Origin of the sequence: Leclercia sp. UBA2479 (assembly GCF_002341985.1) — a bacterium.
Taxonomy (GTDB): Bacteria; Pseudomonadota; Gammaproteobacteria; order Enterobacterales; family Enterobacteriaceae; genus Enterobacter; species Enterobacter pneumoniae.
The window spans coordinates 46,305-69,265 of sequence record NZ_DDPB01000010.1 but is presented as its reverse complement, the minus strand read 5'-3'; the positions used below and the strand labels follow the sequence as shown (position 1 = coordinate 69,265).

The 22,961-nt window shown below is 58.1% G+C and carries 24 protein-coding genes and 1 pseudogene; 11 read left to right on the top strand and 14 right to left on the bottom strand.

Features of this window, described 5'->3' with window-relative positions:
- Positions 1 to 13: 13 nt before the first annotated feature.
- Positions 14 to 616, top strand: a complete 603-nt coding sequence (rsmD, locus tag B3B59_RS16280; protein WP_046886836.1) for a 16S rRNA (guanine(966)-N(2))-methyltransferase — start codon at positions 14 to 16, stop codon at positions 614 to 616.
- Positions 600 to 881 carry a DUF1145 family protein gene (locus tag B3B59_RS16275; protein WP_040078227.1) on the top strand — a complete coding sequence of 94 codons (282 nt, stop codon included), beginning with the start codon at positions 600 to 602 and terminating at the stop codon, positions 879 to 881. Before rsmD ends, B3B59_RS16275 begins: the two co-directional genes overlap by 17 nt.
- A gap of 60 nt (positions 882 to 941) precedes the next feature.
- On the opposite strand, the gene B3B59_RS16270 is transcribed toward B3B59_RS16275, so the two are convergent.
- Entirely contained in the window at positions 942 to 1,298 is a 357-nt protein-coding gene (locus B3B59_RS16270; RefSeq protein WP_046886792.1) for a DUF2500 domain-containing protein, read from the bottom strand.
- Between the two features lie 127 nt (positions 1,299 to 1,425).
- Between B3B59_RS16270 and B3B59_RS16265 the strand changes: the two genes are divergently transcribed.
- Positions 1,426 to 2,052: a lysoplasmalogenase gene (locus B3B59_RS16265; RefSeq protein WP_040078225.1), complete on the top strand. Its 627-nt coding sequence runs from the start codon at positions 1,426 to 1,428 to the stop codon at positions 2,050 to 2,052.
- A 75-nt stretch (positions 2,053 to 2,127) separates the two neighbouring features.
- Positions 2,128 to 4,302, top strand: coding sequence for a Zn(II)/Cd(II)/Pb(II) translocating P-type ATPase ZntA (gene zntA / locus B3B59_RS16260; RefSeq protein ID WP_286809549.1), 2,175 nt, complete (start codon positions 2,128 to 2,130; stop codon positions 4,300 to 4,302).
- 74 nt (positions 4,303 to 4,376) lie between these two features.
- On the opposite strand, the gene B3B59_RS16255 is transcribed toward zntA, so the two are convergent.
- The 4 genes from B3B59_RS16255 to tusA form a co-directional block, all read right to left on the bottom strand.
- Positions 4,377 to 5,663, bottom strand: coding sequence for a TRAP transporter large permease (locus B3B59_RS16255; protein WP_286809548.1), 1,287 nt, complete (start codon positions 5,661 to 5,663; stop codon positions 4,377 to 4,379).
- Between the two features lie 10 nt (positions 5,664 to 5,673).
- Positions 5,674 to 6,183, bottom strand: a complete 510-nt coding sequence (locus B3B59_RS16250) for a TRAP transporter small permease (RefSeq protein WP_207292551.1) — start codon at positions 6,181 to 6,183, stop codon at positions 5,674 to 5,676.
- Positions 6,184 to 6,195: 12 nt separating this feature from the next.
- Positions 6,196 to 7,167 (bottom strand): TRAP transporter substrate-binding protein, encoded by a 972-nt coding sequence (locus tag B3B59_RS16245; protein WP_046886796.1) that lies wholly within the window; start codon positions 7,165 to 7,167, stop codon positions 6,196 to 6,198.
- A gap of 186 nt (positions 7,168 to 7,353) precedes the next feature.
- On the bottom strand, positions 7,354 to 7,599 hold the full coding sequence (tusA, locus tag B3B59_RS16240; protein WP_046886797.1) for a sulfurtransferase TusA: 246 nt from the start codon (positions 7,597 to 7,599) through the stop codon (positions 7,354 to 7,356).
- A gap of 169 nt (positions 7,600 to 7,768) precedes the next feature.
- Between tusA and B3B59_RS16235 the strand changes: the two genes are divergently transcribed.
- Positions 7,769 to 8,434 carry a 7-cyano-7-deazaguanine/7-aminomethyl-7-deazaguanine transporter gene (locus B3B59_RS16235; RefSeq protein ID WP_040078217.1) on the top strand — a complete coding sequence of 222 codons (666 nt, stop codon included), beginning with the start codon at positions 7,769 to 7,771 and terminating at the stop codon, positions 8,432 to 8,434.
- 72 nt (positions 8,435 to 8,506) lie between these two features.
- On the top strand, positions 8,507 to 9,064 hold the full coding sequence (locus B3B59_RS16230; RefSeq protein ID WP_046886799.1) for a DcrB family lipoprotein: 558 nt from the start codon (positions 8,507 to 8,509) through the stop codon (positions 9,062 to 9,064).
- Positions 9,065 to 9,068: 4 nt separating this feature from the next.
- On the opposite strand, the pseudogene B3B59_RS16225 reads toward B3B59_RS16230, so the two are convergent.
- Positions 9,069 to 10,317, bottom strand: a pseudogene (locus B3B59_RS16225) (MFS transporter).
- Positions 10,318 to 10,427: 110 nt separating this feature from the next.
- Here B3B59_RS16225 and B3B59_RS16220 point away from each other — a divergent pair.
- Complete coding sequence (locus tag B3B59_RS16220) at positions 10,428 to 11,477, top strand: AI-2E family transporter (RefSeq protein WP_046886801.1); 1,050 nt, start codon at positions 10,428 to 10,430, stop codon at positions 11,475 to 11,477.
- 102 nt (positions 11,478 to 11,579) lie between these two features.
- Positions 11,580 to 12,200 carry a 4'-phosphopantetheinyl transferase AcpT gene (gene acpT, locus B3B59_RS16215; RefSeq protein ID WP_006177964.1) on the top strand — a complete coding sequence of 207 codons (621 nt, stop codon included), beginning with the start codon at positions 11,580 to 11,582 and terminating at the stop codon, positions 12,198 to 12,200.
- On the opposite strand, the gene arnF is transcribed toward acpT, so the two are convergent.
- From arnF to B3B59_RS16175, 8 genes are all read right to left on the bottom strand, one after another.
- Positions 12,157 to 12,537, bottom strand: a complete 381-nt coding sequence (gene arnF, locus B3B59_RS16210; protein WP_046886802.1) for a 4-amino-4-deoxy-L-arabinose-phosphoundecaprenol flippase subunit ArnF — start codon at positions 12,535 to 12,537, stop codon at positions 12,157 to 12,159. The two genes, acpT and arnF, sit on opposite strands and share 44 nt — an antisense overlap.
- On the bottom strand, positions 12,534 to 12,872 hold the full coding sequence (gene arnE / locus B3B59_RS16205; RefSeq protein WP_046886803.1) for a 4-amino-4-deoxy-L-arabinose-phosphoundecaprenol flippase subunit ArnE: 339 nt from the start codon (positions 12,870 to 12,872) through the stop codon (positions 12,534 to 12,536). Before arnE ends, arnF begins: the two co-directional genes overlap by 4 nt.
- Positions 12,869 to 14,524: a lipid IV(A) 4-amino-4-deoxy-L-arabinosyltransferase gene (arnT, locus tag B3B59_RS16200; RefSeq protein ID WP_286809547.1), complete on the bottom strand. Its 1,656-nt coding sequence runs from the start codon at positions 14,522 to 14,524 to the stop codon at positions 12,869 to 12,871. The genes arnE and arnT overlap by 4 nt, the downstream gene beginning before the upstream one ends.
- Positions 14,521 to 15,423 carry a 4-deoxy-4-formamido-L-arabinose-phosphoundecaprenol deformylase gene (arnD, locus tag B3B59_RS16195; RefSeq protein ID WP_046886805.1) on the bottom strand — a complete coding sequence of 301 codons (903 nt, stop codon included), beginning with the start codon at positions 15,421 to 15,423 and terminating at the stop codon, positions 14,521 to 14,523. Before arnD ends, arnT begins: the two co-directional genes overlap by 4 nt.
- Complete coding sequence (gene arnA / locus B3B59_RS16190; RefSeq protein WP_046886806.1) at positions 15,420 to 17,402, bottom strand: bifunctional UDP-4-amino-4-deoxy-L-arabinose formyltransferase/UDP-glucuronic acid oxidase ArnA; 1,983 nt, start codon at positions 17,400 to 17,402, stop codon at positions 15,420 to 15,422. The genes arnD and arnA overlap by 4 nt, the downstream gene beginning before the upstream one ends.
- Positions 17,399 to 18,382, bottom strand: a complete 984-nt coding sequence (arnC, locus tag B3B59_RS16185; RefSeq protein WP_046886807.1) for an undecaprenyl-phosphate 4-deoxy-4-formamido-L-arabinose transferase — start codon at positions 18,380 to 18,382, stop codon at positions 17,399 to 17,401. The genes arnA and arnC overlap by 4 nt, the downstream gene beginning before the upstream one ends.
- 1 nt (position 18,383) lies before the next feature.
- A complete protein-coding gene (gene arnB / locus B3B59_RS16180; RefSeq protein ID WP_046886808.1) occupies positions 18,384 to 19,523 on the bottom strand; it encodes a UDP-4-amino-4-deoxy-L-arabinose aminotransferase in 1,140 nt (379 codons plus the stop codon).
- A gap of 324 nt (positions 19,524 to 19,847) precedes the next feature.
- Positions 19,848 to 20,354 carry a phenolic acid decarboxylase gene (locus B3B59_RS16175; protein WP_286809546.1) on the bottom strand — a complete coding sequence of 169 codons (507 nt, stop codon included), beginning with the start codon at positions 20,352 to 20,354 and terminating at the stop codon, positions 19,848 to 19,850.
- Between the two features lie 99 nt (positions 20,355 to 20,453).
- On the opposite strand from B3B59_RS16175, the gene B3B59_RS16170 reads away from it, so the two are divergent.
- The 3 genes from B3B59_RS16170 (at position 20,454) to B3B59_RS16160 (ending at position 22,931) form a co-directional block, all read left to right on the top strand.
- Positions 20,454 to 21,314: a LysR family transcriptional regulator gene (locus B3B59_RS16170; protein ID WP_046886809.1), complete on the top strand. Its 861-nt coding sequence runs from the start codon at positions 20,454 to 20,456 to the stop codon at positions 21,312 to 21,314.
- Between the two features lie 54 nt (positions 21,315 to 21,368).
- Positions 21,369 to 22,163 carry an SDR family NAD(P)-dependent oxidoreductase gene (locus B3B59_RS16165; RefSeq protein ID WP_046886837.1) on the top strand — a complete coding sequence of 265 codons (795 nt, stop codon included), beginning with the start codon at positions 21,369 to 21,371 and terminating at the stop codon, positions 22,161 to 22,163.
- Between the two features lie 105 nt (positions 22,164 to 22,268).
- Positions 22,269 to 22,931 (top strand): HAD family hydrolase, encoded by a 663-nt coding sequence (locus B3B59_RS16160; protein WP_080346650.1) that lies wholly within the window; start codon positions 22,269 to 22,271, stop codon positions 22,929 to 22,931.
- Positions 22,932 to 22,961 lie beyond the last annotated feature (30 nt).

Sequence of the window (22,961 nt, the reverse complement as noted above, 5' to 3'; positions counted from 1 at the left end):
CCTGAGCAAAGATATGAAGAAACCCAACCGTGCTGCGGCCGGTCAGATACGTATCATCGGCGGCCAGTGGCGAGGCCGTAAACTTCCGGTGCCGGATAGTCCCGGCCTGCGCCCCACCACCGACCGCGTGCGTGAGACGCTGTTTAACTGGCTGGCACCGTCGATGGCCGATGCCCGTTGCCTGGATTGCTTTGCCGGCAGCGGCGCGCTGGGGCTGGAAGCCCTCTCCCGCTATGCCTCCAGCGCCATTCTGCTGGAGATGGAGCGCGGCGTAGCGCAGCAGCTACAGCAAAACCTTGCAACCCTGAAGGCGAGCCATGCCAAAGTGGTGAATACCAACACGCTCACCTTCCTCGCGCAACCCGGCACGCCGCACGATGTGGTCTTTGTCGATCCGCCGTTTCGTAAAGGGTTGCTGGAAGAGACATTAGCATTACTGGAAAACAACGGCTGGCTGGCAGATAACGCGCTAATCTACGTAGAGAGTGAAGTGGAAAACGGCCTGCCGCCGGTGCCCGTACACTGGGATCTGCACCGGGAAAAAGTGGCCGGTCAGGTGGCTTATCGTCTTTATCACCGACAATCACAAGGAGAGACCGATGCCGGTTCTGATTAATCTGGGGCGTTTGCTGATGCTGGGGGTCTGGGCATTTCTGATCCTCAATCTGGTGCACCCTTTCCCGCGTCCGATGAACATCTTTGTTAACGTGGCGCTGATTTTCACTTCGTTTATGCACGCCCTGCAGATGGTGATGCTGAAAAACGGCCTGCCAAAAGATGGCCCACAAATGACTGCCTGGCAGCAGGTACGGGTCTTTATTTTCGGCGTGTTTGAACTGCTGGTGTGGATGAAGAAGTTTAAGGCGCAGGTGAAGAAGTAAGGTGCGGCCTGATGCCCTCACCCTAACCCTCTCCCACAGGGAGAGGGGACCGATCGAGCATTACTCAGCCCTGAATCCTTCAAACCGCGATCCTTTGTAGCTCAACACCCCTTTCTCCCCCACCGTCAGCTGATGATACTGCTGCGCCTCCAGGCGGAAGGTCATCTCCAGCCCTCCGGTCTGCGGCCTGAAGCTCGCTTCATAGCGCACGGCGGTTCCGGCAGGCGTCACCTGCTGCTGGCGTGAACGGCGATCGTTAATGGGTTTCTCACGTTTATTGCTCACCACCACGCGCTTATGCAGCAGTGGCGCAGCATCATTATCCGCCTTCTCGCGGCGCTGCTGCACGAAGCGAAACGAGGCGGCAATGACAATAATCGCCACCACGATAATGAAAAAAAGCGGCATCTTGCTCATCAACGATTCCATCAGATTAGACGGAATTGAGGATACCTTGCCTTCCCCGCATTGCCAAACGCCCGCCCGCGTCACTACACTAAATCAGAAACTGATTATTCAGCCGTAACAGATACAGGGAGTTAATATGCTTTGGTCATTTATCGCTGTCTGTTTTTCCGCATGGCTTTACGTCGATGCGTCTTACCGTGGCCCAGCCTGGCAGCGCTGGTTGTTTAAACCCGTCACGCTGCTGCTTTTATTACTCCTTGCCTGGCAGGCGCCTATGTTCAACGCCGTCAGCTATCTGGTGCTCGCCGGGCTGTGTGCCTCGCTGGTGGGTGATGCGTTAACACTTCTTCCGCGCCAGCGGCTGCTCTATGCCGTAGGGGCGTTTTTCCTGTCGCATCTGCTCTATACCATCTATTTCGCCAGCCAGATGACGCTCTCCTTCTTCTGGCCGCTACCGCTGGCGCTGCTGGTTATTGGGGCGCTGTTGATTGCGGTGATCTGGACGCGGCTGGAGGAGATGCGCTGGCCCGTTTGCACCTTTATTGCCATGACGCTGGTGATGGTCTGGCTGGCGGGCGAACTGTGGTTCTTCCGCCCAACGGCCCCGGCGATGTCCGCCTTCTTCGGCGCGACCCTGTTGCTCATCGGGAATATCGTCTGGCTGGGCAGCCACTATCGTCGCCGTTTCCGGGCTGATAACGCGATTGCTGCCGCCTGCTACTTCGCCGGGCACTTCCTGATCGTGCGTTCGCTCTATATTTAAAAACGCTTGACTCTGGAGTCGACTCCAGAGTGTATGCTGCGGTTAATGAGAAAATTATCATTACCGGAGAGTGCCATGTCGACTCCAGAAACGTCAAAAAAAGTGCCACAATTCTCGGCACTTAAGCTTACGCCCGCCCAGCCCGAAGCGCCTTGCTGTTGCGATAGCGCCTGCGAAACAGAAGCGCTAAACCCGCAGACTGAAAGCGGAAAACGTTATAGCTGGGTCGTTAACGGCATGGATTGTGCCGCCTGCGCGCGCAAAGTCGAAAACGCGGTGAAACAGGTGCAGGGAGTCAATCACGTCCAGGTGCTGTTCGCCACGGAAAAGTTGCTGGTCAGCGCCGACAGCGATGTTACTTCTCGGGTTGAGGCCGCCGTCGTCAACGCCGGTTACTCCCTGCGCAGTGAATCCGCCCCGGTCGTACACACCTCCTTCCTGCGGGAAAATCTGCCGCTTATCACGCTGATTGTGCTGATGGCGCTGAGCTGGACGCTGGAGCAGTTTAACCACCCTCTCGGTAACCTGGCCTTTATCGCTACCACGCTGGTGGGACTTTATCCCATCGCCCGTCAGGCGCTACGCCTGATGAAAAGCGGAAGCTGGTTTGCCATCGAAACCCTGATGAGCGTGGCGGCCATAGGTGCCCTGTTTATCGGCGCGACGGCAGAGGCCGCTATGGTGCTGCTGCTGTTTCTGGTGGGTGAACGCCTGGAAGGCTGGGCAGCGAGCCGGGCGCGCAAAGGGGTAAGCGCGTTGATGGCGCTCCGCCCTGAAACCGCCACTCAGGTCGTTAATCACGAACGTAAAACCGTGGCCATCAGTGCGCTACGTCCGGGCGATGTTATCGAAGTGGCCGCAGGCGGGCGCCTGCCCGCCGATGGCGCCCTGCTAAATGCAATGGCAAGTTTCGATGAAAGCGCCCTGACCGGTGAGTCGATTCCGGTAGAACGCAAGACCGGAGAACGAGTTCCGGCAGGGGCCACCAGCGTGGATCGTCTGGTACAGCTTACCGTTCTCTCTGAACCTGGCGACAGCGCCATCGACCGCATTCTGAAGCTCATTGAGGAAGCCGAAGAGCGCCGCGCCCCGGTTGAGCGATTTATCGATCGCTTCAGCCGGATTTATACCCCGGCCATCATGCTGGTCGCCCTGCTGGTGGCCCTTATTCCGCCGCTGTTCTTTGGCGCGCCGTGGCAAGCGTGGATCTACAAGGGGTTAACGCTGCTGCTGATTGGCTGCCCCTGCGCACTGGTGATCTCCACGCCTGCGGCTATTACCTCTGGCCTTGCCGCTGCCGCGCGTCACGGGGCGCTGATTAAAGGCGGTGCCGCGCTGGAACAGCTGAGTCAGGTACAGCACGTCGCCTTCGATAAAACCGGCACGCTGACCGTCGGAAAGCCGCAGGTGACCGGTATCTATCCGCAGGAGAGCAGTGAGAACGAACTGCTTGCGCTGGCGGCGGCCGTTGAGCAAGGTTCCACGCACCCGCTGGCGCAGGCCATTGTTCGTGAAGCTCAATCCCGCGGGCTGACGATCCCGGCGGCAACCGCGCAGCGTGCGCTGCCAGGATCGGGCATTGAAGCCGAGGTCGAAGGTAAAAAGGTCGTGATTATCGCGGCGGGCAGCACCCCTGACGCACAGGCTCAGGCTTTAGAGGAGGCCGGGCAAACGGTTGTGGTTGTGCTGCAGGATGGCGTGACCAAAGGGGTTCTGGCGCTACGCGATACCCTGCGCGAGGATGCGAAACAGGCGGTCGCCGCATTGCATCAGATGGGCATTCAGGGCGTCATCCTCACCGGGGATAACCCTCGCGCCGCCGCAGCCATCGCGGACGAACTGGGGCTGGCCTACAGGGCCGGATTACTGCCCGCCGATAAAGTGCGTGCCGTGGCGAAGCTAAAAGAAGATGCCCCACTGGCGATGGTGGGAGATGGCATTAATGATGCCCCGGCGATGAAAGCCGCGACGCTGGGCATCGCGATGGGTAGCGGCACCGACGTGGCGCTGGAGACCGCCGATGCAGCCTTGACCCACAATCGCCTGACCGGGCTGGCGCAGATGATCGCCCTTGCCCGCGCCACCCGCGCCAATATTCGTCAGAACGTCGCTATCGCGCTGGGGCTGAAGGCTATTTTCCTGGTCACAACGCTACTCGGGATAACCGGCCTGTGGCTGGCAGTGCTGGCAGATACCGGGGCGACGGTGCTGGTCACCGCGAACGCGTTACGGCTTTTGCGTCGTCGGTAATACACCCAAATGACGGCTGGGGTGGGTCTGCTGCCCCACCCCAGCCTTGCTTCACGATGCCTGGGGCTACGGCGTTACTGCATCCCCAGTACGCCCGGTAACCACAATGAGATGGCCGGGATATAGGTCACCATCGCTAATACAATCAAGAGCATGCCGTAGAAGGGCAGCATGGCGCGGACCACGCTTTCGATCTTCTGTTTGCTCACCGCGCTGGCAACGAACAGCACGGATCCTACCGGCGGCGTAATCAGCCCGATCCCGAGATTCACCATCATGATCATGCCGAAGTGCACCGGATCAATCCCCAGAGAGTTGGTGACCGGCAGCAGCACCGGCGTCAGGATCAGGATGATCGGTGCCATGTCCATGAGGGTGCCGATCAGCAGCAACATGATATTGAGGTACATCAAAATCACGTATTTGTTGTCGGAGAGCGCGGTAAAGAATTCGGTGATGCGCATCGGCAACTGCATGTAGGTCATCACCGCGCCAAATGCCGCGGCAAAGCCAATCAGGATCATCACAATGGTGACCGTCTTGACCGTGCGGCACATCAGCTTCGGCAGCTCGCTCCATTTATAATCGCGGTAGATAAACATGGTGACGAAGAAGGCCCAGAGACAGGCCACCGCCGCTGATTCGGTCGCGGTAAAGATCCCGGACAAAATCCCGCCGAGGATAATCACCACCGTCATCAGCCCCCACAGGGCATCGACAAAAATCTTCAGTGCCTGTTTAAAGGGGATTTTTTCCCCTTTTGGATAGCCGCGTTTATGGGCAAATCCGAGGCAGAGGATCATCAGACTTAATCCCAATAGCAACCCCGGCAAAACGCCTGCGATAAACAGGGTGGCGATAGAAACCGTGCCGCCAGCCGCCAGCGAATAGATCACCGAGTTATGGCTGGGCGGGATTAAAATCGCTTGCACTGACCCGCTGGCCGTGACTGCCGCCGCGTATTCTCGCGGATAGCCCTTCTTTTCCATCTCCGGGATCATCACGCTGCCGATAGAGGCGGTATCCGCCACCGACGACCCCGAGATGGCGCCGAAGAAGGTCGAGGCCACAATGTTTACCAACGACAATCCGCCGCGAATAAAGCCGACAAAAATATAGGCAAAGTTCACCAGCCGCCGCGCAATGCCCCCTTCCGCCATGATCGCCCCGGCGAGGATAAAGAACGGGATCGCCAGCAGGGTAAATTTGTTTACCCCGCTGGTGATCTGAATCATCAGCGCCTCCAGCGGCAAATCAATCCACAGCGCCCCGGCAACGGCGCTTAACCCTACGGCAAAGGCCACCGGCATCCCCAGTGCCAGCAAAATGGCGAGGGTGAATAACAAAACAAAAGCGTCCATCGTTCACCCCTTAACTGTGGTTACCGATCATCACGACCGGGCGGTTTTCCTGGGAGCCAAAGAACAGCCGCTCCAGCACAAAGAGAATCAACATTGCCGATCCCACCGGCAGCGGCAGGTAGCTTTCGCCGGAGGTCAGTAAAGGAAATTCCGCCACGGGCTGCTCCCACAGCTCCATACACAGCAGGTAGCTGTACCAGAAGATGATGAGCGAAATCAGCAGCATCAGAAGATCCACCACCCTGGCGCAGAGCATTTTAAGCCCGTCGGGAAGGCGGTCGGTGAGCATGTTGACCGCGATGTGGGAACCGGCGCGGTAACCCACCGCCGCGCCGATAAAGGTGAACGTCACCATGCAGATAATGGCAATCGGCTCAGGCCAGGACTCACCGCGATTGAGCACATAGCGAGAGAAGATGCCGATTGGAATAACAATGGTCATGACCAGCAGCGACAGCCCGGCAATCGCCATCGCCAGCAGGTAGAGACGGTCCATCCACTTCAGGTAGATTTCGGACATACATACTCCGGTTTACTGAACGTCAGCGATGGCTTTCATCAGATCCTGGTGCTTGTCACCGTACTGGGCGCGCACCGGCTCTGTCGCTTTCACAAAGACCGCTTTATCGATATCGTGGAACTGCACGCCGCCCGCTTTCATTTTCGCCAGCGCCTGATCGTTATATTCTTTCCACAACTTGCGCTGTTCCATCTGAGCTTCGCGGGCCAGGGTCAAAATCTTCTGCTGCTCGTCGGCGCTGAGCTTGTCCCACTTCACTTTCGAGTAGAGCAGCATTTCCGGGGTGATGAAGTGACCGCTCAGGGTGTAGTTCTTGGCGACCGGCATGTAGTTGTGGGCGATATAGGTGGGTGGGTTGTTCTCTGCGCCGTCGATGACGCCGGTCTGCATACCGCTGTAAACCTCACTCACCCCCATCGCGACCGCGTTAGCGCCCATATCTTTCAGCGTGGCCAGCGCGACAGGGCTCCCCTGCACGCGAATCTTCAGCCCTTTCAGATCTTCAGGTTTCGCTACCGGGGCCTTGGTGATCAGGTTGCGGGTACCGGAGTCCATCCAGCCGAGGAAGACCAGACGCGATTTCGGGTTAGCCGTGAGCTTATCGCCAATCTGCTTGCCGATATCGCCATCAATGACCTTGTGCATATGGTCTTCATCGCGGAAGACGTACGGCAGGGTAAAGACTTCGATATCCGGCAGGATGGCGGCAACCGGCGCCATAGAGACGCGAATCATATCAATGGCCCCCATTTGCGCCTGCTCAATCATCTGTTTTTCATCGCCCAGCACGCCTCCGGGGAAGACTTTAATCTCCAGCTTGCCGTCAGTTTGTTGTTTAAGTTTTTCGCCCATGTGCTGTACCGCCACCACGTTCGGGTAGCCCTCGGGATGCACATCGGCAGCTTTAATAGTTTGAGCAGAGACGGATGCAGCAACGGCAGACAGACACAGCGCGGCCAGCAACGGCTTGAGGGTCGTTTTCATCGAGTCAACTCCAGGGTAGTGAGGTAAGCGTTAAAACAGTGTTTTAGTTTTCCGCTTAAAAACTAGCCTACGCCCTGAAAAGCGAAGGTGAAGCGCCTCACAAAAAAAGCTTAATTTTGAAACGATGGTTTGAAAATGTGATGGGCGTTCTGCCGGGAGGCAGTCACGCCCTGTCGGGCGAGAGGGCTACTGGCCTTTACGGATGAGGTAGCGGTACGGCAGCGCGCCGGTATCTTGTGCCACCAGCTGGTGTTCCATAAAGGTGCAAAAGCCAGGAATATCGCGGGTTGTCGCCGGGTCGTCAGCGATGATCAGCAACGTTTCGCCGGTCTGCATGTTACGCACGGTTTTGCGCACCATCATTACCGGCTCCGGACAACGCAGGCCCTGGGCATCAAGGGTGTGGTCTGGGGTAGAAAACAGATCGGTCATCTTCATCTCGTTCACAGAAAAACGGCAGTAGTTTACGCCGCGTTTCAGGCAAAGCAAACCAGGTTAACGATTGCGTGAAAATTAGCCATTGCAAACGCCTGTCAAAGCAGTATCATGCGGCGGCTTTATTGGGTTCCCTCACCCCAAATATTAATCAAAAAGGTACAATATGAACTCCTTTACACAATCGCAGCGCGTAAAAGCGTTGTTCTGGCTTTCGCTTTTTCATTTGCTGGTGATTACCTCCAGTAACTACCTGGTGCAACTCCCCATCTCCATTTTTGGTTTCCACACCACCTGGGGCGCATTCAGTTTCCCGTTTATCTTCCTGGCAACCGACCTTACCGTGCGGATCTTTGGCGCGCCGCTGGCCCGTCGCATTATTTTCGCGGTGATGCTGCCTGCGCTGTTTATCTCATATGTGATCTCCTCCCTGTTTTATATGGGAAGCTGGCAGGGCTTTGGCGCGCTGGCGCACTTTAACCTGTTTGTGGCGCGTATCGCCGCCGCCAGCTTTATGGCCTATGCGCTGGGGCAGATCCTCGATGTGCACGTCTTTAACCGCCTGCGGCAGAGTCGTCGCTGGTGGCTGGCCCCCACGGCCTCCACGCTGTTTGGCAATGTGAGCGATACGCTGGCCTTCTTCTTTATCGCCTTCTGGCGTAGCCCGGATGCGTTTATGGCGCAGCACTGGATGGAAATCGCGCTGGTGGATTACGCCTTTAAGGTGCTTATCAGCCTGGTATTCTTCCTGCCGATGTATGGTGTATTGCTGAATATGTGTATGAAAAAGCTGGCAGATAAATCTGAAATCTCGGCATTGCAGGCAGGGTAAAGGTTCCCCAGAGCAGTTGTGATAAGATGGAAGAATGAGCCGTTATGGCCGTTTATCGAAAGGAAGAAGTTAATGCGCAATCTGGTTAAATATGTCGGGATTGGCCTGCTGGTAATGGGGCTTGCAGCTTGTGACAACAGCGATACCAAATCTGCCGCTCAGGCCGCGTCTGCTGAAAGCAACGCAACGAGCCAGCCGATCAGCCTGATGGATGGCAAACTCAGTTTCTCTCTGCCGGCGGACATGACCGATCAGAGCGGTAAACTGGGCACCCAGAGCAACAATATGCACGTTTATTCCGACGCGACGGGGCAAAAAGCCGTGATCGTGATTGTCGGCGACGACACCTCAGAAGATCTGGGCGTGCTGGCGAAGCGCCTTGAAGATCAACAGCGTACCCGTGACCCGCAGCTGCAGGTGGTGACCAACAAGTCCATTGAACTGAAAGGCCACAAGCTGCAGCAACTGGATAGCATTATCTCGGCCAAAGGCCAGACCGCGTACTCATCCGTGGTGCTCGGCAAGGTCGATAACAAACTGCTGACTCTGCAGATTACGCTGCCTGCCGACGATCAGCAGAAAGCGCAAACTGCCGCTGAAAATATCATTAACACTCTCGTGATTCAGTAATCCATCACGTTGAAGTGGCCTCCGGCGCTGGCGTCGGGGGCCTTTTTTTTAGCCGCCAGGTCAATAACAACGCCACCGTGACCAGCCCCGCCGCCGCAAGATAAATCACTGGCACCCCTGCCCATGCCATCACCAGTCCGGCCAGCGGCCCGGTGATCCCGAGCGACATATCCATAAACACCGTATAGGTGGCCAGCGCTGCGCCCTGGTTTTGCTGCGGCACGGCCTTCACCGCCACCACGCCCAGCGCCGGGAAGACCAGCGAAAAACCAGCCCCCGCCAGGAAAACGCCAATTTTCGCGACCCACGGCTCGTTAGCGATCCCGGTCAGCAGCAGGCCGATAATTTCCACGGCAAAGCAGATCATCGCCACGTTCAGCCCGCCCAGGCGGTTAATGCCGTTGGGGAACAACAGGCGGGTGCCGACAAACGCACAGCTAAACAGCGTTAAGGCAAAGGCGGCACCGTCCCAGCCTTTAGCATCGTAAAACAGGGTGATAAAGGTGGCGATGACGCCAAACCCTGCCGAGGCCAGCGCCAGCGCCATGCCGTAAAGCCAGACGCGTCCCAGCACCGCCCGAAACGGCATCGGTTTTCCTTTGCTGGCTTTCACTTTCGGGCGCGGCAGCGCGAAGAGAATGGCGAGTAACGCCACTCCCATAATCGTGAGTGCCAGCCCCTGCAGGCCAATATAGCGATAGCAGAGCACGCCAAGCGGCGCACCTATCGCCATCGCGCCGTAAGTGACAATCCCGTTCCATGAAATCACCCGGCCAATGTGCGGCGCGCCGACGACGCCAACGCCCCACAGCGTTGAGCCGGTTCCCGCCAGGCTCTGGCCGATACCCAGAATCACGCGCCCCAGGCAGAGCAGCGCCAGGCTTGCCATCGGCCAGGCGTGGGTCCAGTCGGCCAGCAGGTAGCTCACGCCGCTGAGAAAACAGCCGCACAGCCCCAATACCACAATGCTCTTTGGCCCGAAAAGATCGGCGTAGCGGCCCGCGTGCGGGCGGCTCATCAGGGTGGCAAAGTATTGCAAGCTGATCACCAGCCCCGCCCAGAATGCGCTAAAGCCCATGGTTTCATGGACATAACCTGGCAGTACCGCAAGCGGCAGGCCGATGGTGAGGTAGCTGGCAAAGTTAAAAATAACGACAGAGACAATACGCAGATTGAGGCGCAATCCGCTCAGCGCCAGTTCGGCGGCAGGTTCGGGCATGGATATCACCAGGATTTTTACAACAGTGTTTCACTATTACCACGTCAGGGGCAGAAAATCAGCAGCGACTTTTCAGAATATCAGCGTCTAACGAAGCGTCTGCCGCGCACTACACTCTATATGCATACAACAAAAGGAATCGTCATGACGCCCACGCCTCCCGATAAAGCAGGACTTCACATTTTACTCAAGCTGGCCTGCCTGGTGGTGATACTGGCCGGGATCCACGCCGCGGCGGATATCCTTGTCCAGCTCTTGCTGGCGCTCTTCTTCGCAATTGTCCTTAACCCTCTGGTGACCTGGTTTTTACGGCGCGGGGTCAGTCGCCCAATCGCCATTACCATTGTGGTGGTGGTAATGCTGATTGTCCTCATCGCCCTCTTCGGCGTACTGGCGGCCTCGATGAATGAATTTGTCGCAATGCTGCCAAAATACAACCGGGAATTGACGCGCAAACTGGTGGATTTACAGCAGATGATGCCTTTTCTTAACCTGCACATTTCGCCAGAACGCATGCTGCAGCGAATGGATTCCGAGAAGGTGATGACCTTCGCCACCGCATTCATGACCCAACTTTCCGGGGCGATGGCGAGCATTGTGCTGCTGGTGATGACGGTCGTCTTTATGCTTTTCGAGGTGCGCCACGTCCCCTATAAAATGCGCTTTGCCCTGCACAATCCGCAGATCCACATCGCCGGCCTGCACCGCGCCCTGAAGGGGGTGTCGCACTATCTGGCGCTGAAAACGTTACTGAGCCTGTGGACGGGAGCCATCGTCTGGCTGGGGCTCGCGCTACTGGATGTCCAGTTTGCACTGATGTGGGGTGTGCTGGCCTTTCTGCTTAACTATGTTCCCAATATTGGCGCGGTCCTCTCCGCCGGGCCGCCCATGATCCAGGCCTTTTTGTTCAATGGTTTTTACGAATGCATGATGGTCGGTGCACTTTTCCTGGTCGTGCACATGGTGCTGGGAAATATTGTCGAACCCCGCATGATGGGCCACCGTCTGGGGATGTCGACGATGGTGGTCTTCTTGTCGTTATTAGTCTGGGGCTGGCTGCTGGGGCCGGTCGGCATGTTGCTTTCCGTACCGCTCACCAGCGTCTGTAAAATCTGGATGGAGACGACTCAGGGCGGCAGCAAGCTGGCGATACTGCTCGGACCAGGGCGGCCAAAAAGTCGATTGCCGGGGTAATCCGCTTCCCGGTTAGCTATTGTGAGCAGCAATAGATTATAGTAATGGTTTCGCCGCGCAACTGTGCGGATATCTCTATTTCGACTGAAGGCCAGACCTCTTATGTACCAGGTTTTTCTGGGAAAAATCTCCTCGCTCAGTACCGATAACTGGGCCGAAGCCCTTACCCGTTATGCCCCTGAGGGCGCACAGCGCGCCCGCTGGCTGGCGGGCCGCGGGCTGCTCTCGCGCCTGTTTGCGCCAGAGCCGTTGCCGGAGATTATTTACAGTGAACAGGGAAAACCGGGCTTTGCCGACCACTACCCGCTGTGGTTCAGCGTCAGCCACTGTGAGGATGATATTGCCCTGATCGTCAGCGATGAAGGTGACGTGGGCTGCTCGCTGGAACATATTCGTGCGCAGGATAACTGGCGGACGCTCGCCAACGCCGTGTTCAGCAGTGCCGAACATGCCGAACTGGAAAATGAAGCGCCGGATAACCAGCTTGCGGCGTTCTGGCGCATCTGGACGCGAAAAGGTGCCATCGTTAAACAGCGCGGCGCGCACTCGTGGCAAATTGTCAGCATCGACAGCGCGGCCCACGCGCTGCATTCGGTCAGTCAGTGTCAGATTGCGTCGCTGAGCCTTGCCGTCTGCACCGCCACCCCTTTTGCGCTTACCGCGGCGGCGGTCCATTCTGTTAACGACGCGTCGGGCGAAAAATTGTCAGCACACCCGCAATAATCAACCCGACGCCAGCCAGCCCGTGCCAGGAAAATGGTTCGTCCCAGCCGGGGAGCACAATGGCTGCGCCCCACACCAGCACATAGCTGAGGCTCAGCAGGGCATAAGCTTTGCTGAGCGCCAGACGGTGCAGCGCCAGATACCAGCAGCCCATTGATACCACATAGCCCATCAGGCCCAGCACCAGCGAACCGGTTCCCGGCGCACGGTACCAGAGCGCCAGCATAAATACCGCGAGATCGCTGACGGGGGGCAAGGCCACCATCGCCGCGCGCAGCAACAGCTGCGCCGCGCTGACCAGAATCACGCTGCATAATGCCCATAACACGCCCTTCACAGGCTTCCTCCCAGCACAATAATCCCGACGATAATCAAGCCCACGCCCAGCCAGTGGCGCGGCGAAATGTGCTCACGCCAGAGGGTTTTTGCCGCCAGCGTCACCCAGACAAAATTGAGGCTCAGCATTGGGTAGGCAATCCCGACCGGCAGATGCTGTAACACCACCAGCCAGACCAGCATCCCGCTGCCCAGCGCCAGCAGCGCAAGGCCAAGCCAGAGCGCACGGTGCGCGCCGCGCCGCCCGGTTGTTGCCGGACGGGTCGCCTGTTTCTGGCAAAGCTGGCCTGCGCAGCTCAGCAGGCTCGCCAATATCAGCCCGATCCAGGTCATCATTGCGGGAAATACTGCAAATAAGCCAGGCGGCCCTGAACGTACAGGCTGTCCGGTTCAGGCAGCTTCGCGCGAACAAGATCGTCATTTTTAGACAGCAGAAGCACCAGCGACACCGGACCCTGCTGGCGATGCTCCTCCAGCCACTGGGCGATCGCCTCTTTGCTCACGAAGCGCCCCTGTGCGTCGGGGTAGTTCAGACCGTAGCGGAGTTCCCCTGCCTGACCGTAAAGAATGATGTCGTTACGCTTAAGCTCCCAGGCCAGTCCGGACGCCACACCCACGTTGTTTGCAAGCACGAACCGGCTCTCCTGCAGCGGCACGCGCACGGTCTCGATTAGCAACTGAGGCTGCTTTGAATCCTCCACCTTGCTGGGGATGGCGAACCCAACCAGCAGCGCCAGCCCGGCCGGACAGAGCGCCGCCAGCCACCAGCGCCGCGGGCTGTCGCGCAGGGTGTACTTGCCCACCGCCGCCCAGACGAGGAACGCCATGACCGCACAGAAAATTTTATACAGCTCAACGGGAGCCCAGACGGGATGCGCTGTCGGCCCCCACGGTGACACTACCAGCGCGGCCACCACGCCAAGCGCGCCGAATGCCAGGTTAATGCCCGCGTTGACGCGCAGCACCCGGACGCTTTTTTCCGCCACGGTGCAGGCATAGCGTGCCATCAGGATCGCCAGAGGCGCAAAGCACGGCAGAATGTAGGTCGGCAGCTTGCCTTTGGCGATGCTGAAGAACAGCAGCGGCATCACTACCCAGCCCAGTAAATACCACCCCTGCCCCGCCTCTTGCCTGTCGCGCCAGCCCAGACGCAGCGCCCCGGGCATCAGCGCCAGCCACGGCAGGCTACCGGCAATCAGGAACGGCAGGTAATACCAGAACGGCGCTTTATGCTGGGCATCGCTCTGTGCAAAGCGCTGGATATGTTCCACCCAGAAGAAGTAGCGCCAGAAGTCAGGTTCACGGTGCGCAATCGCCAGTCCCCAGGGCAGGACAATCAGCACGCAGCTCAGGACAGCGAGCCAGCCAAACAGCAGCACCTCTTTCCAGCGTTTTTGCACAATCACCCACGGCAGCACGCCGATGACCGGTACCGCCAGGGCGAGAAAGCCCTTGGTCATCACGCCCATGCCGCAGGCCAGCCCCAGCAGCAGATAGCCCGCCGCTTTCCCGCCAGGGCTTTTTGCCTGCGCGGCCAGCCAGAAGCTACACATCGCGGCCACCAGCCAGAGGGTAATCATCGGGTCCAGCACGGCATAGGTCCCGATACCGTAGACCAGCAGCAGGGTTAAAAAAATCACGCCGGATAACAAGGCGACGCGCTTATCGCGCCAGAGATGCCAGGCCAGCCACATCACCAGCAGCGACGTCAGCCCGGTGGAGAAAATCGATCCGGCGCGAACGGCAAAGTTGCCGTCGCCAAACAGCCACTGCCCGATGCTGTTGATCCAGTATCCGGCAATCGGTTTTTCGAAGTAGCGAAGCCCCAGAAAATGCGGCACCACCCAGTCGCCCGAGGCCAGCATTTCGCGGCTGATTTCCGCGTAGCGCGTTTCGTCTGGTTGCCACAGCAGGCGCAGATCGACCGGAATGAGGTAGTAAACGATAAACAGAGCGAGAAGCGCTGCGCCATAACGGGCTGTTTTCATAGTCCCGAACTCACGGTTTGTTGATAGCCAAGCCAGCCTTCCCGGCCAGCCATTTCACGACGAACGATTTTGCCGGGCGGCAGGCTCTGGAGGTCGTCCGGTAACAGCGCGCTCAGCGGGCAAAACTGAATGCCCTCCCGCGCCGCCATCGTCAGGAGCGCATCGAAATCCTGCTGATACGCAATGCCTTCGACCTCGGCGTGGATGGTGTAGACCGGCGTCCCGGCATCGCGATGCATGGCGTCCAGAATGAAGCGATTAAAGCCGTCGGCACTGACCTCGCACCCGACCACCTCGTCCCAGGTGGGAAGCGTGACCGGGATTTGCACGGTGCCGAAGCGGTTCTCGCCTAACAGCGGCAAAAACGGACCGGTACCCCGGCAGTCGCTGTTGTAGTGAAAGGCGAACGGCTCTTTGGCTTTCACCACCCGCTGATCGGCCCGCCACCCGGCCACCGCCGAGCAGCGAACAGGCTGGCCGGTAATCGCTTCCAGCTCCAGCATGCCGCGATCCACCTCGCGCGTCAGACGCGGTATGTCCCAGACCCCGGCCCATGCCTGCCAGGCGTGGTGATCCCAGGCGTGAAGCCCCACCTCATGATCGCGCGCGGCGTCGCGGATAACCGCTTCATTGCCTGCCCCGATACGTCTGCCGGGCCAGGCGGTGCCAGCCAGTAAAATATCCCAGCCGTAGAGAGAGGCCGCGCGCGAACGCAGCATTTTGAACAGAAAGGCCGGTTTAACCAGGCGCCACAGGTGACGCCCCATGTTGTCTGGCCCGACGCTGAAGAAAAAGCTGGCCTGCACGCCGTGCTTGCTCAACAGCGCCAGCAGCCGTGGCACGCCGTCACGCGTGCCGCGAAAGGTGTCGACATCAATGCGTAAACCGACTTTTTTCATGAGGCCTGTTCCGATAGCTCCACGGTGCGCAGGAAGAAATCGAGCGTTTCATCAATGGTTTGTTCCATCTGAATGGTCGGCGTCCAGTTCAGACAACGCTTCGCATTGCGGATGCTGGGCTTGCGGTGCTCAACGTCCTGATAGCCTTTGCCGTAATAGCTGCTGCTTTCCACTTCGCGGAAGCCCGCAAACGGCGGGAAGCGATCGCGCAGCGGGTGGCGCTCAAAGCTCGCCAGCAGCATCTCGGCCAGCTCACGAACGCTCGCTTCGTTATCCGGATTACCGATGTTGATGATCTCGCCGTTGCAACGGTTATCTTTGTTTTCAATGATGCGGAACAGCGCCTCGATGCCGTCGCTGATATCGGTGAAGCAGCGCTTCTGCCTACCGCCTTCAATCAGCTTGATAGGCGACCCTTCCACCAGGTTAAGGATCAGCTGGGTGATGGCGCGCGAGCTGCCGATGCGCGCCGCGTTGAGGTTGTCCAGCCGCGGCCCCATCCAGTTAAACGGACGGAACAGGGTAAAGCGCAGCCCCGCTTTTTCGCCGTAGGCCCAGATCACGCGGTCCAGCAGCTGTTTGGACACGGAGTAGATCCAGCGCTGCTTGTTGATCGGCCCGACCACGAGGTTCGAGGTGTCTTCGTCGAAGTTGTTGTCGGTGCACATGCCGTACACTTCCGAGGTCGACGGGAAGATGATGCGTTTATCGTATTTCACGCAGTCGCGGATAATCTTCAGGTTTTCTTCGAAGTCCAACTCGAACACGCGCAGCGGGTTACGGGTGTACTCGATCGGGGTCGCAATCGCCACCAGCGGCAGCACTACGTCGCATTTCTTAATGTGATATTCGATCCACTCGGAGTGGATACTGATATCCCCCTCGACGAAGTGAAAACGCGGGTTGTCGAGGAAGCGGCCGATCGCATCGGATCCAATGTCCAGACCGTAGATCTCGTAGTTGTCGTCCCTGAGCAGGCGCTCGGTCAGGTGGTTGCCGATAAAACCGTTCACCCCAAGGATTAACACGCGCGTGCGGCGCTTAATAGCGACAACCGGCGCGCTGGTGATCAGTGCCCCGGCAACCAGACCGAGAGACTGCGCCAGCTGCGCGCCCTGCACGTACAGGCCGCTGTCAGTTTGCCCGGTGACGATCTCCAGGGACTGCTCACCGCAGCTGATGATCAGCGGTGAGGCGGAGACAACGGTGCCCGGCCTGGCGGCAGGTATGTCGTCACGCACCCGGGATTTCCAGACGATAAATTTGCTGACCCCGGCGAAGCTGTACGCCCCCGGCCACGGGTCGGTCACGGCGCGCACCAGGTTGTGCAGCTGTCGCGCCGGTTTATGCCAGTCCAGACGCCCGTCTTCCGGGGTGCGGCGGCCAAAGCAGCTGGCCTTGCTCTCGTCCTGGGCGATTTCGCTGAAGGAGCCGTTCAGAAGCGTCGGCAACGTATCACGCAACAGCGTTTGCGCCGCAGCACAGAGCTTATGATGGAGTTCCAGGGCGGTATCGTCAGGGCCGATGGCCACACGCTGCTGCGCGACGATCGCCCCGGCATCGGCGCGGTTGACCATGCGGTGCAGGGTTACGCCGGTTTCCGTTTCGCCGTTGACCAGCACCCAGTTCAGCGGTGCGCGGCCGCGATAGGCGGGCAGCAGGGAGCCGTGAAGATTAAACGCCCCGTTTGTCGCCACGCTCAGGATCTCGTCGCACAGCAGGCTGCGGTAGTAGAACGAGAAGATCATCTCCGGGGCGATCTTGCGGATGCGGTCAACCCACAGCGGATGGTTTACGTCATCCGGGGCGTAAACCGGGATGCCGCGCTCGGCCGCAATACGCGCCACCGACCCGAAGAAGGTGTTTTCACCGACGGTATCCGGATGCGTAAAAATGGCAGCAATGTCATAGCCTGCTTCCAGCAGGGCCAGTGTGCCCGTGCACCCCATATCGTGATAGGCAAAGACGACAGCTTTCATGGGTGTTTTTCCTCTTGAGACGCTTCGTGTTCCTGACGGACAACACGTTGAATAAAGTAGCGCGGACGCGCGCGAACATCGTTGTAGATTCGGCCGATATACTCCCCCAGCAGCCCCATACCGATAAACTGGGCGCCGATGAACGTAAACAGCACGGCAAATAGCATAAAGACCCCTTCCGCCGCCCACTGCGGGCCAAAGACCAGACGCAGAACGACCAGCAACACGGAAAGCGCAAACCCGGCGAGCGCGATCACGCTGCCGAAGACGCTCAGCAGACGCAGCGGCGTGGTGGTCAGGCAGGTGATCAGGTCGTACATCAGGTTGATCAGACGCATGAAGCTGTACTTCGACTCGCCGTGCTCGCGCTCGGCGTGCAGCACCGGGATCTCCGTGGCCTTACGGGCAAAGGTGTTCGCCAGAATGGGAATGAACGTACTGCGCTCGTGGCAGTGCAGCATGGCGTCGACAATATGGCGGCGATAGGCGCGCAGCATACAGCCGTAATCGCCCATCGCCTTGCCGGTGGTGCGCTGGATCAGGCGGTTGATGGTGCGTGATGCCAGCTTGCGTAAAAGACTGTCCTGGCGGTTCTGCCGCACGGTGCCAACCACGTCATAACCTTCATCGGCTTTGGCAACCAGGCGCGGGATCTCCTCCGGCGGGTTTTGCAGGTCGGCATCCAGAGTGATGACCAGATCGCCCGTCACGTGGCTGAAACCGGCCATGATCGCCGAGTGCTGGCCGTAGTTACGGTTCAGCAGCACGGCGACAATGTGGCTCCCCGGCTCGTTCGCGGCGTCGGTGAGCATGTGGGCGGAGTCGTCGCTGCTGCCGTCATCCACCAGCAAAATTTCGTATGCCTTGCCCAGCGTCTCGCAGGCAGCCGTGGTGCGGCGCAGAAGCTCAGGCAGGCTCTCCTGTTCGTTATAGACCGGGATCACCACGGAAACTTTCTGTATGGTCGGGGCGCTGAACATATCAATGTCCTGCAAGCTGATGGAGCGCGGTAATGACGCGGGTTGTGTCGTCATGGGTCATGTCCGGGAAAAGAGGGAGGGAACAAATGCGCGCGCTATTCCATTCGGCGTTCGGCAGTGAGACATCCGGGAAACGCTCGCGGTAGTATTTTTGCGTGTGTGCCGCGCGAAAGTGCAGGCCGGTGCCAATGCTCTTCTCTTTCAGCCCGGCCATCAGGCCATCGCGGGATATCCCACAGCGCGCTTCATCCACGCGAATGATAAACAGGTGCCAGGCATGCAAGTGCGGCCATTCCGGAATACGCAGCGGCTGAAATGGCGTATCAGAGAGTTCATGCAGGTAGCGGTCGGCAATGTCGCGGCGACGCCGGTTGGCCTCCCCGAGCTTGCCCAGCTGCACCAGCGCCAGCGCGGCGTTGATATCCGCCAGGTTGTATTTGAAGCCGGGGGTAATGACCTCCGCCTGCGGCGCGCGGCCATGGGTCTGCCGGTCATAGGCATCCACGCCCAGGCCGTGAAACTTCAGGCTGCGAATGCTCTGCGCCAGCTGTTCATCGTCCGTGACCACCAGCCCGCCCTCGGCGCAGGTCATGTTTTTGATGGCGTGGAAGGAGAAGATCGCCGTGCCCTGATGGCCGACGTGCTGGCTTTTGTAGTAGGTTCCTGCGGCGTGTGCGGCGTCTTCCACCACCGGAATACCGTGGCGTTCAGCGATGGCACGGATCCCGTCGATATCACACGGCGCGCCGGCATAATGGACCGGCACAATCGCTTTGGTACGGGGCGTTATCGCCGCCTCGATCGCCTGGGGCGTGACCATCAGCGTATCCCGGTCGACATCGATCATCACTGGCGTCGCGCCCAGCAGAACGATCATGTTCAGCGTCGACACCCAGGTCAGGGAAGGGGTGATCACCTCGTCGCCGGGGCCAATGCCCAGCGCCATCAGCGTGACGTGCATCCCGGCGGTGGCGGAGCTGACGGCAATAGCGTGGCGGTTGCCCGTCAGCGTGCAAAATGCCTCTTCAAGCGCCTGGTTTTTGGGGCCTGTGGTGATCCAGCCAGAGGTTAATACCTCCTGCAGCGCCGCTAATTCCTCCGGCCCCATCGACGGGCGGGAAAAAGGCAAGAAATCACTCATCTTTAATTTCCTTGAGATGTGAAAAGCTTTTTTTGGATATTAACCAAAAGCCGGTCCGTTTATTTCAACGAACCATAAACTCATCTCAAGGTAATGCTGATTTGTTAGGAAAAAATTAAGAAGGGAATTATTTAAAGACAGTAATTCAATTTAAACCCTTATCAAACAATAAGTTATTATTAATATGAATTATTTAATTTGTGCGCTGCGTTAACATTAGAAAATATTTTCCTAAACCGAAGGTCAACCAATAAAAGAAAATCCCGGCCATTTGAATAAATAACAAATGCGCCGGGAACTTTTCATTTACGTTAATTGTCGCGCTTAGTTTAAATTAGCGGGAAAGTTTTCTGGCAGCTCGCTGGCCGCGCAGGCAATAACGCTGTCATCATTTGGACCACAGTCTCGCACAAAGGTGATGGTCGCAAATTCATCGATAACCTCTGTCGGATAGGCCGGGCCGGCATCGCGATAGGCATTCATCTCTGGTATGTGATCGTTCTGGAAGCAGACGGTTTTTTCCGGATTGTTCATCACCCAACGCGGGAAGAAGATGGTGCCGTGGAACAGTTTGTCGCCCAGGTTCGCAATCAGGCTGACGTCGGTACCGGTAGGTTCGGTCCAGGAGATTTTGTAGATGCTTTCCCCAACATGGACGATATACGCCTGCTGATCTTTAACCCAGCGGTTGCCCACCAGACCGCTGTGGATACGGTAGTCGAGGGTATTTTCGTTTTTGACGTAAATTTCGTAGTTCCAGCCGTTATCGTAGGTATAGACCAGGTGTTTACCCACAAAGCCGCTTAAGTCGTGTTTGTCGAAGTTGCTCATAATGTGTCTCCTTTGTTTTGATGAACGTATCGTACCCCTTCAAAAATTAAATGAATAACGCTATGTTTGAATCAAATTAATTCAAAATTTAGATGAGTTATGCACAAGACAACGCTTGAACAGTGGTCATTACTGGAAAAAGTGGTGGAAGCTGGCAGCTTTGCCAAAGCGGCAGAGCTGACAAACCGCAGCCAGTCATCCGTCAGCTACAACCTCTCTTTACTGCAAGAGCGCATCGGCGTGGCGCTGCTGGTGGCGGAAGGGAGACGGGCCGTACTGACGCCCGCCGGGGAGCAACTGCTGAGCCAGGTGAAACCCCTGCTTAAAGGCTTTACCTACCTTGAGACGCGCGCGGCCACCCTGCGTAGCGGAATGCGCACCCGCATCGACTTAATGGTAGACAGTATTTTCCCCCGCCGTCGCCTGTTTGCCATTTTGCGTCAGTTCCAGCAGCGCTATCCGCACACGCAGGTCCGGCTGACCGAGGTGCTGGAAAACGCCAGCATTGACGTGGCCGCCAGTGAAGCCGACATCATGGTGTTAACACGTCGTCAGGACATCACCGGGCTGGGCGAATGGCTGATGAACATCGATTTTGTCGCCGTCGCCCATCGTGACCATCCGCTGTTTACCCTCGACGCACCGCTTAACGATGACATGCTGCGCCCGTGGCCGCTGATCCAGATTGCCGATAGCCACACAGCGGCGCGGGACACGGGCGGCTCCTGGACCTTCTCCACTATCGATGCCGCCATCGAAGCGGTGATTTCACAGGTGGGCTACGGCTGGCTGCCGGATGAGCGCATCCAGACCCAGCTTGAACAGGGGGTGCTTAAAACGCTGCCGCTTAGCCACGGCGTGCGTCGCGCCACGCCGCTGCATCTGATAGTGAAACGCACCCTCACCCCGCTCGATGAACAGGTCGATACCTTACTGCGCCTCTTCAGCCAGCCGTCATAACGCTGAACTGCTACGCTTATGGGTCTGAACTTCAATCATGACAAGGAGCAGACCGTGAAAATTGATCTTACGGGGAAAGTGGCGCTGGTAACGGCTTCTACCGGTGGAATTGGCTTCGCCATTGCCAGAGGACTGGCCGAAAGCGGTGCCGAAGTGATCATCAATGGCCGCAGTACCGAATCAGTCAACAAGGGGATTCAGCAGTTACAGCAGGTGATACCCGGCGTAACGGTACGTGCGGCGGTTGCCGATCTGAGCACCCAGGAAGGGGTAGAGGCGGTTCTGCGGACGGCATCGAACGTTGATATTCTGGTCAATAACGCCGGCATTTACGGCCCGCAGGATTTCTATGCAACCGACGATGAAACCTGGGATCGCTACTGGCAGACCAACGTGATGTCTGGCGTGCGTCTTTCACGCGCCCTGCTACCCGGCATGGTGCGCAAGGGCTGGGGCCGGGTGGTGTTTATCTCTTCCGAGTCCGCCTGCAATATTCCGGCAGATATGATCCATTACGGGGTGAGCAAAACGGCGCAGCTGTCGCTGGCGCGCGGGCTGGCGAAATTTGTGGCCGGTAGCGGCGTAACGGTCAACAGCGTGCTGCCAGGGCCGACGCTCTCTGACGGCTTTGCCGACATGATGAAAGATGAGATCGAGAAGACCGGCAAATCGCTCGAAACGCTGGCGAAAGAGTTTGTGATGGCCAACCGTCCCAGCTCCGTGATTCAGCGTGCCGCCACGGTAGAGGAAGTGGCGAACATGGTGGTGTATGTCTGCTCGCAGCAGGCTTCGGCCACCTCCGGCGCGGCGCTGCGCGTGGACGGCGGCGTAGTGGATGACATTATCTGATCCTGAGCGCAATCGGGCTGTAAAAAACGCCCGTCGGTTTAAGAAATAGTCGGTTAAAACAGGTAAACTGACGGGCAGAAACTTTTCTATCGCTAAGACGTAGTTATGACCAATATGATTGCCGACGAGACCACGGCAAAGTCCACCGTGCTCTCTGTCTTCGACTTTGATGGAACATTAACCCATCACGACAGCTTTATTCCCTTCCTGCGCTTTGCTTTTGGCAAACGCTATTTTGCGGGTCGCCTGGTGCGCATGGCGCTGCCCACGCTCCACTGTGTGCGCCGCAAACTGACCCGCGATGAACTGAAAGAGGTGTTAATCAAAACCTTCCTCACCGGGGTAGATGAACACTGGTTACGTCAGCAGGCGGAAGCATTTTGTGAAAAGTACTGGAAAAAGCTGATGCGTCCGCAGGGCGTGCTGGCGGTTGCCGCGGAAGTGAACGCTGGCGCTGAGGTGACGATCTGCTCTGCCTCTCCGGCGCTGGTATTGCAGCCGTGGGCCGACAAGCTCGGTATTAAACTGATTGGCACCCAGCTGGAAGTGAAAGAGGGCAAGCTGACCGGAAAGATTACCGGCCACAATTGCCGCTGTGCACAGAAGGTCGCCAGACTGGAGAAGGTATATGGCGATCTCACCCAGTACCATCTTCGCGCCTGGGGCGATACCCGTGGCGACCATGAGTTGCTGGCTGCGGCGCAAGATCCGCACTGGCGGCACTTCCATCCGGCGCGCGCGCGCAGGAATTCGCCCATCAAAAATTAAGCTCCTTTCGGGCAGAGACGAAAACGGCAA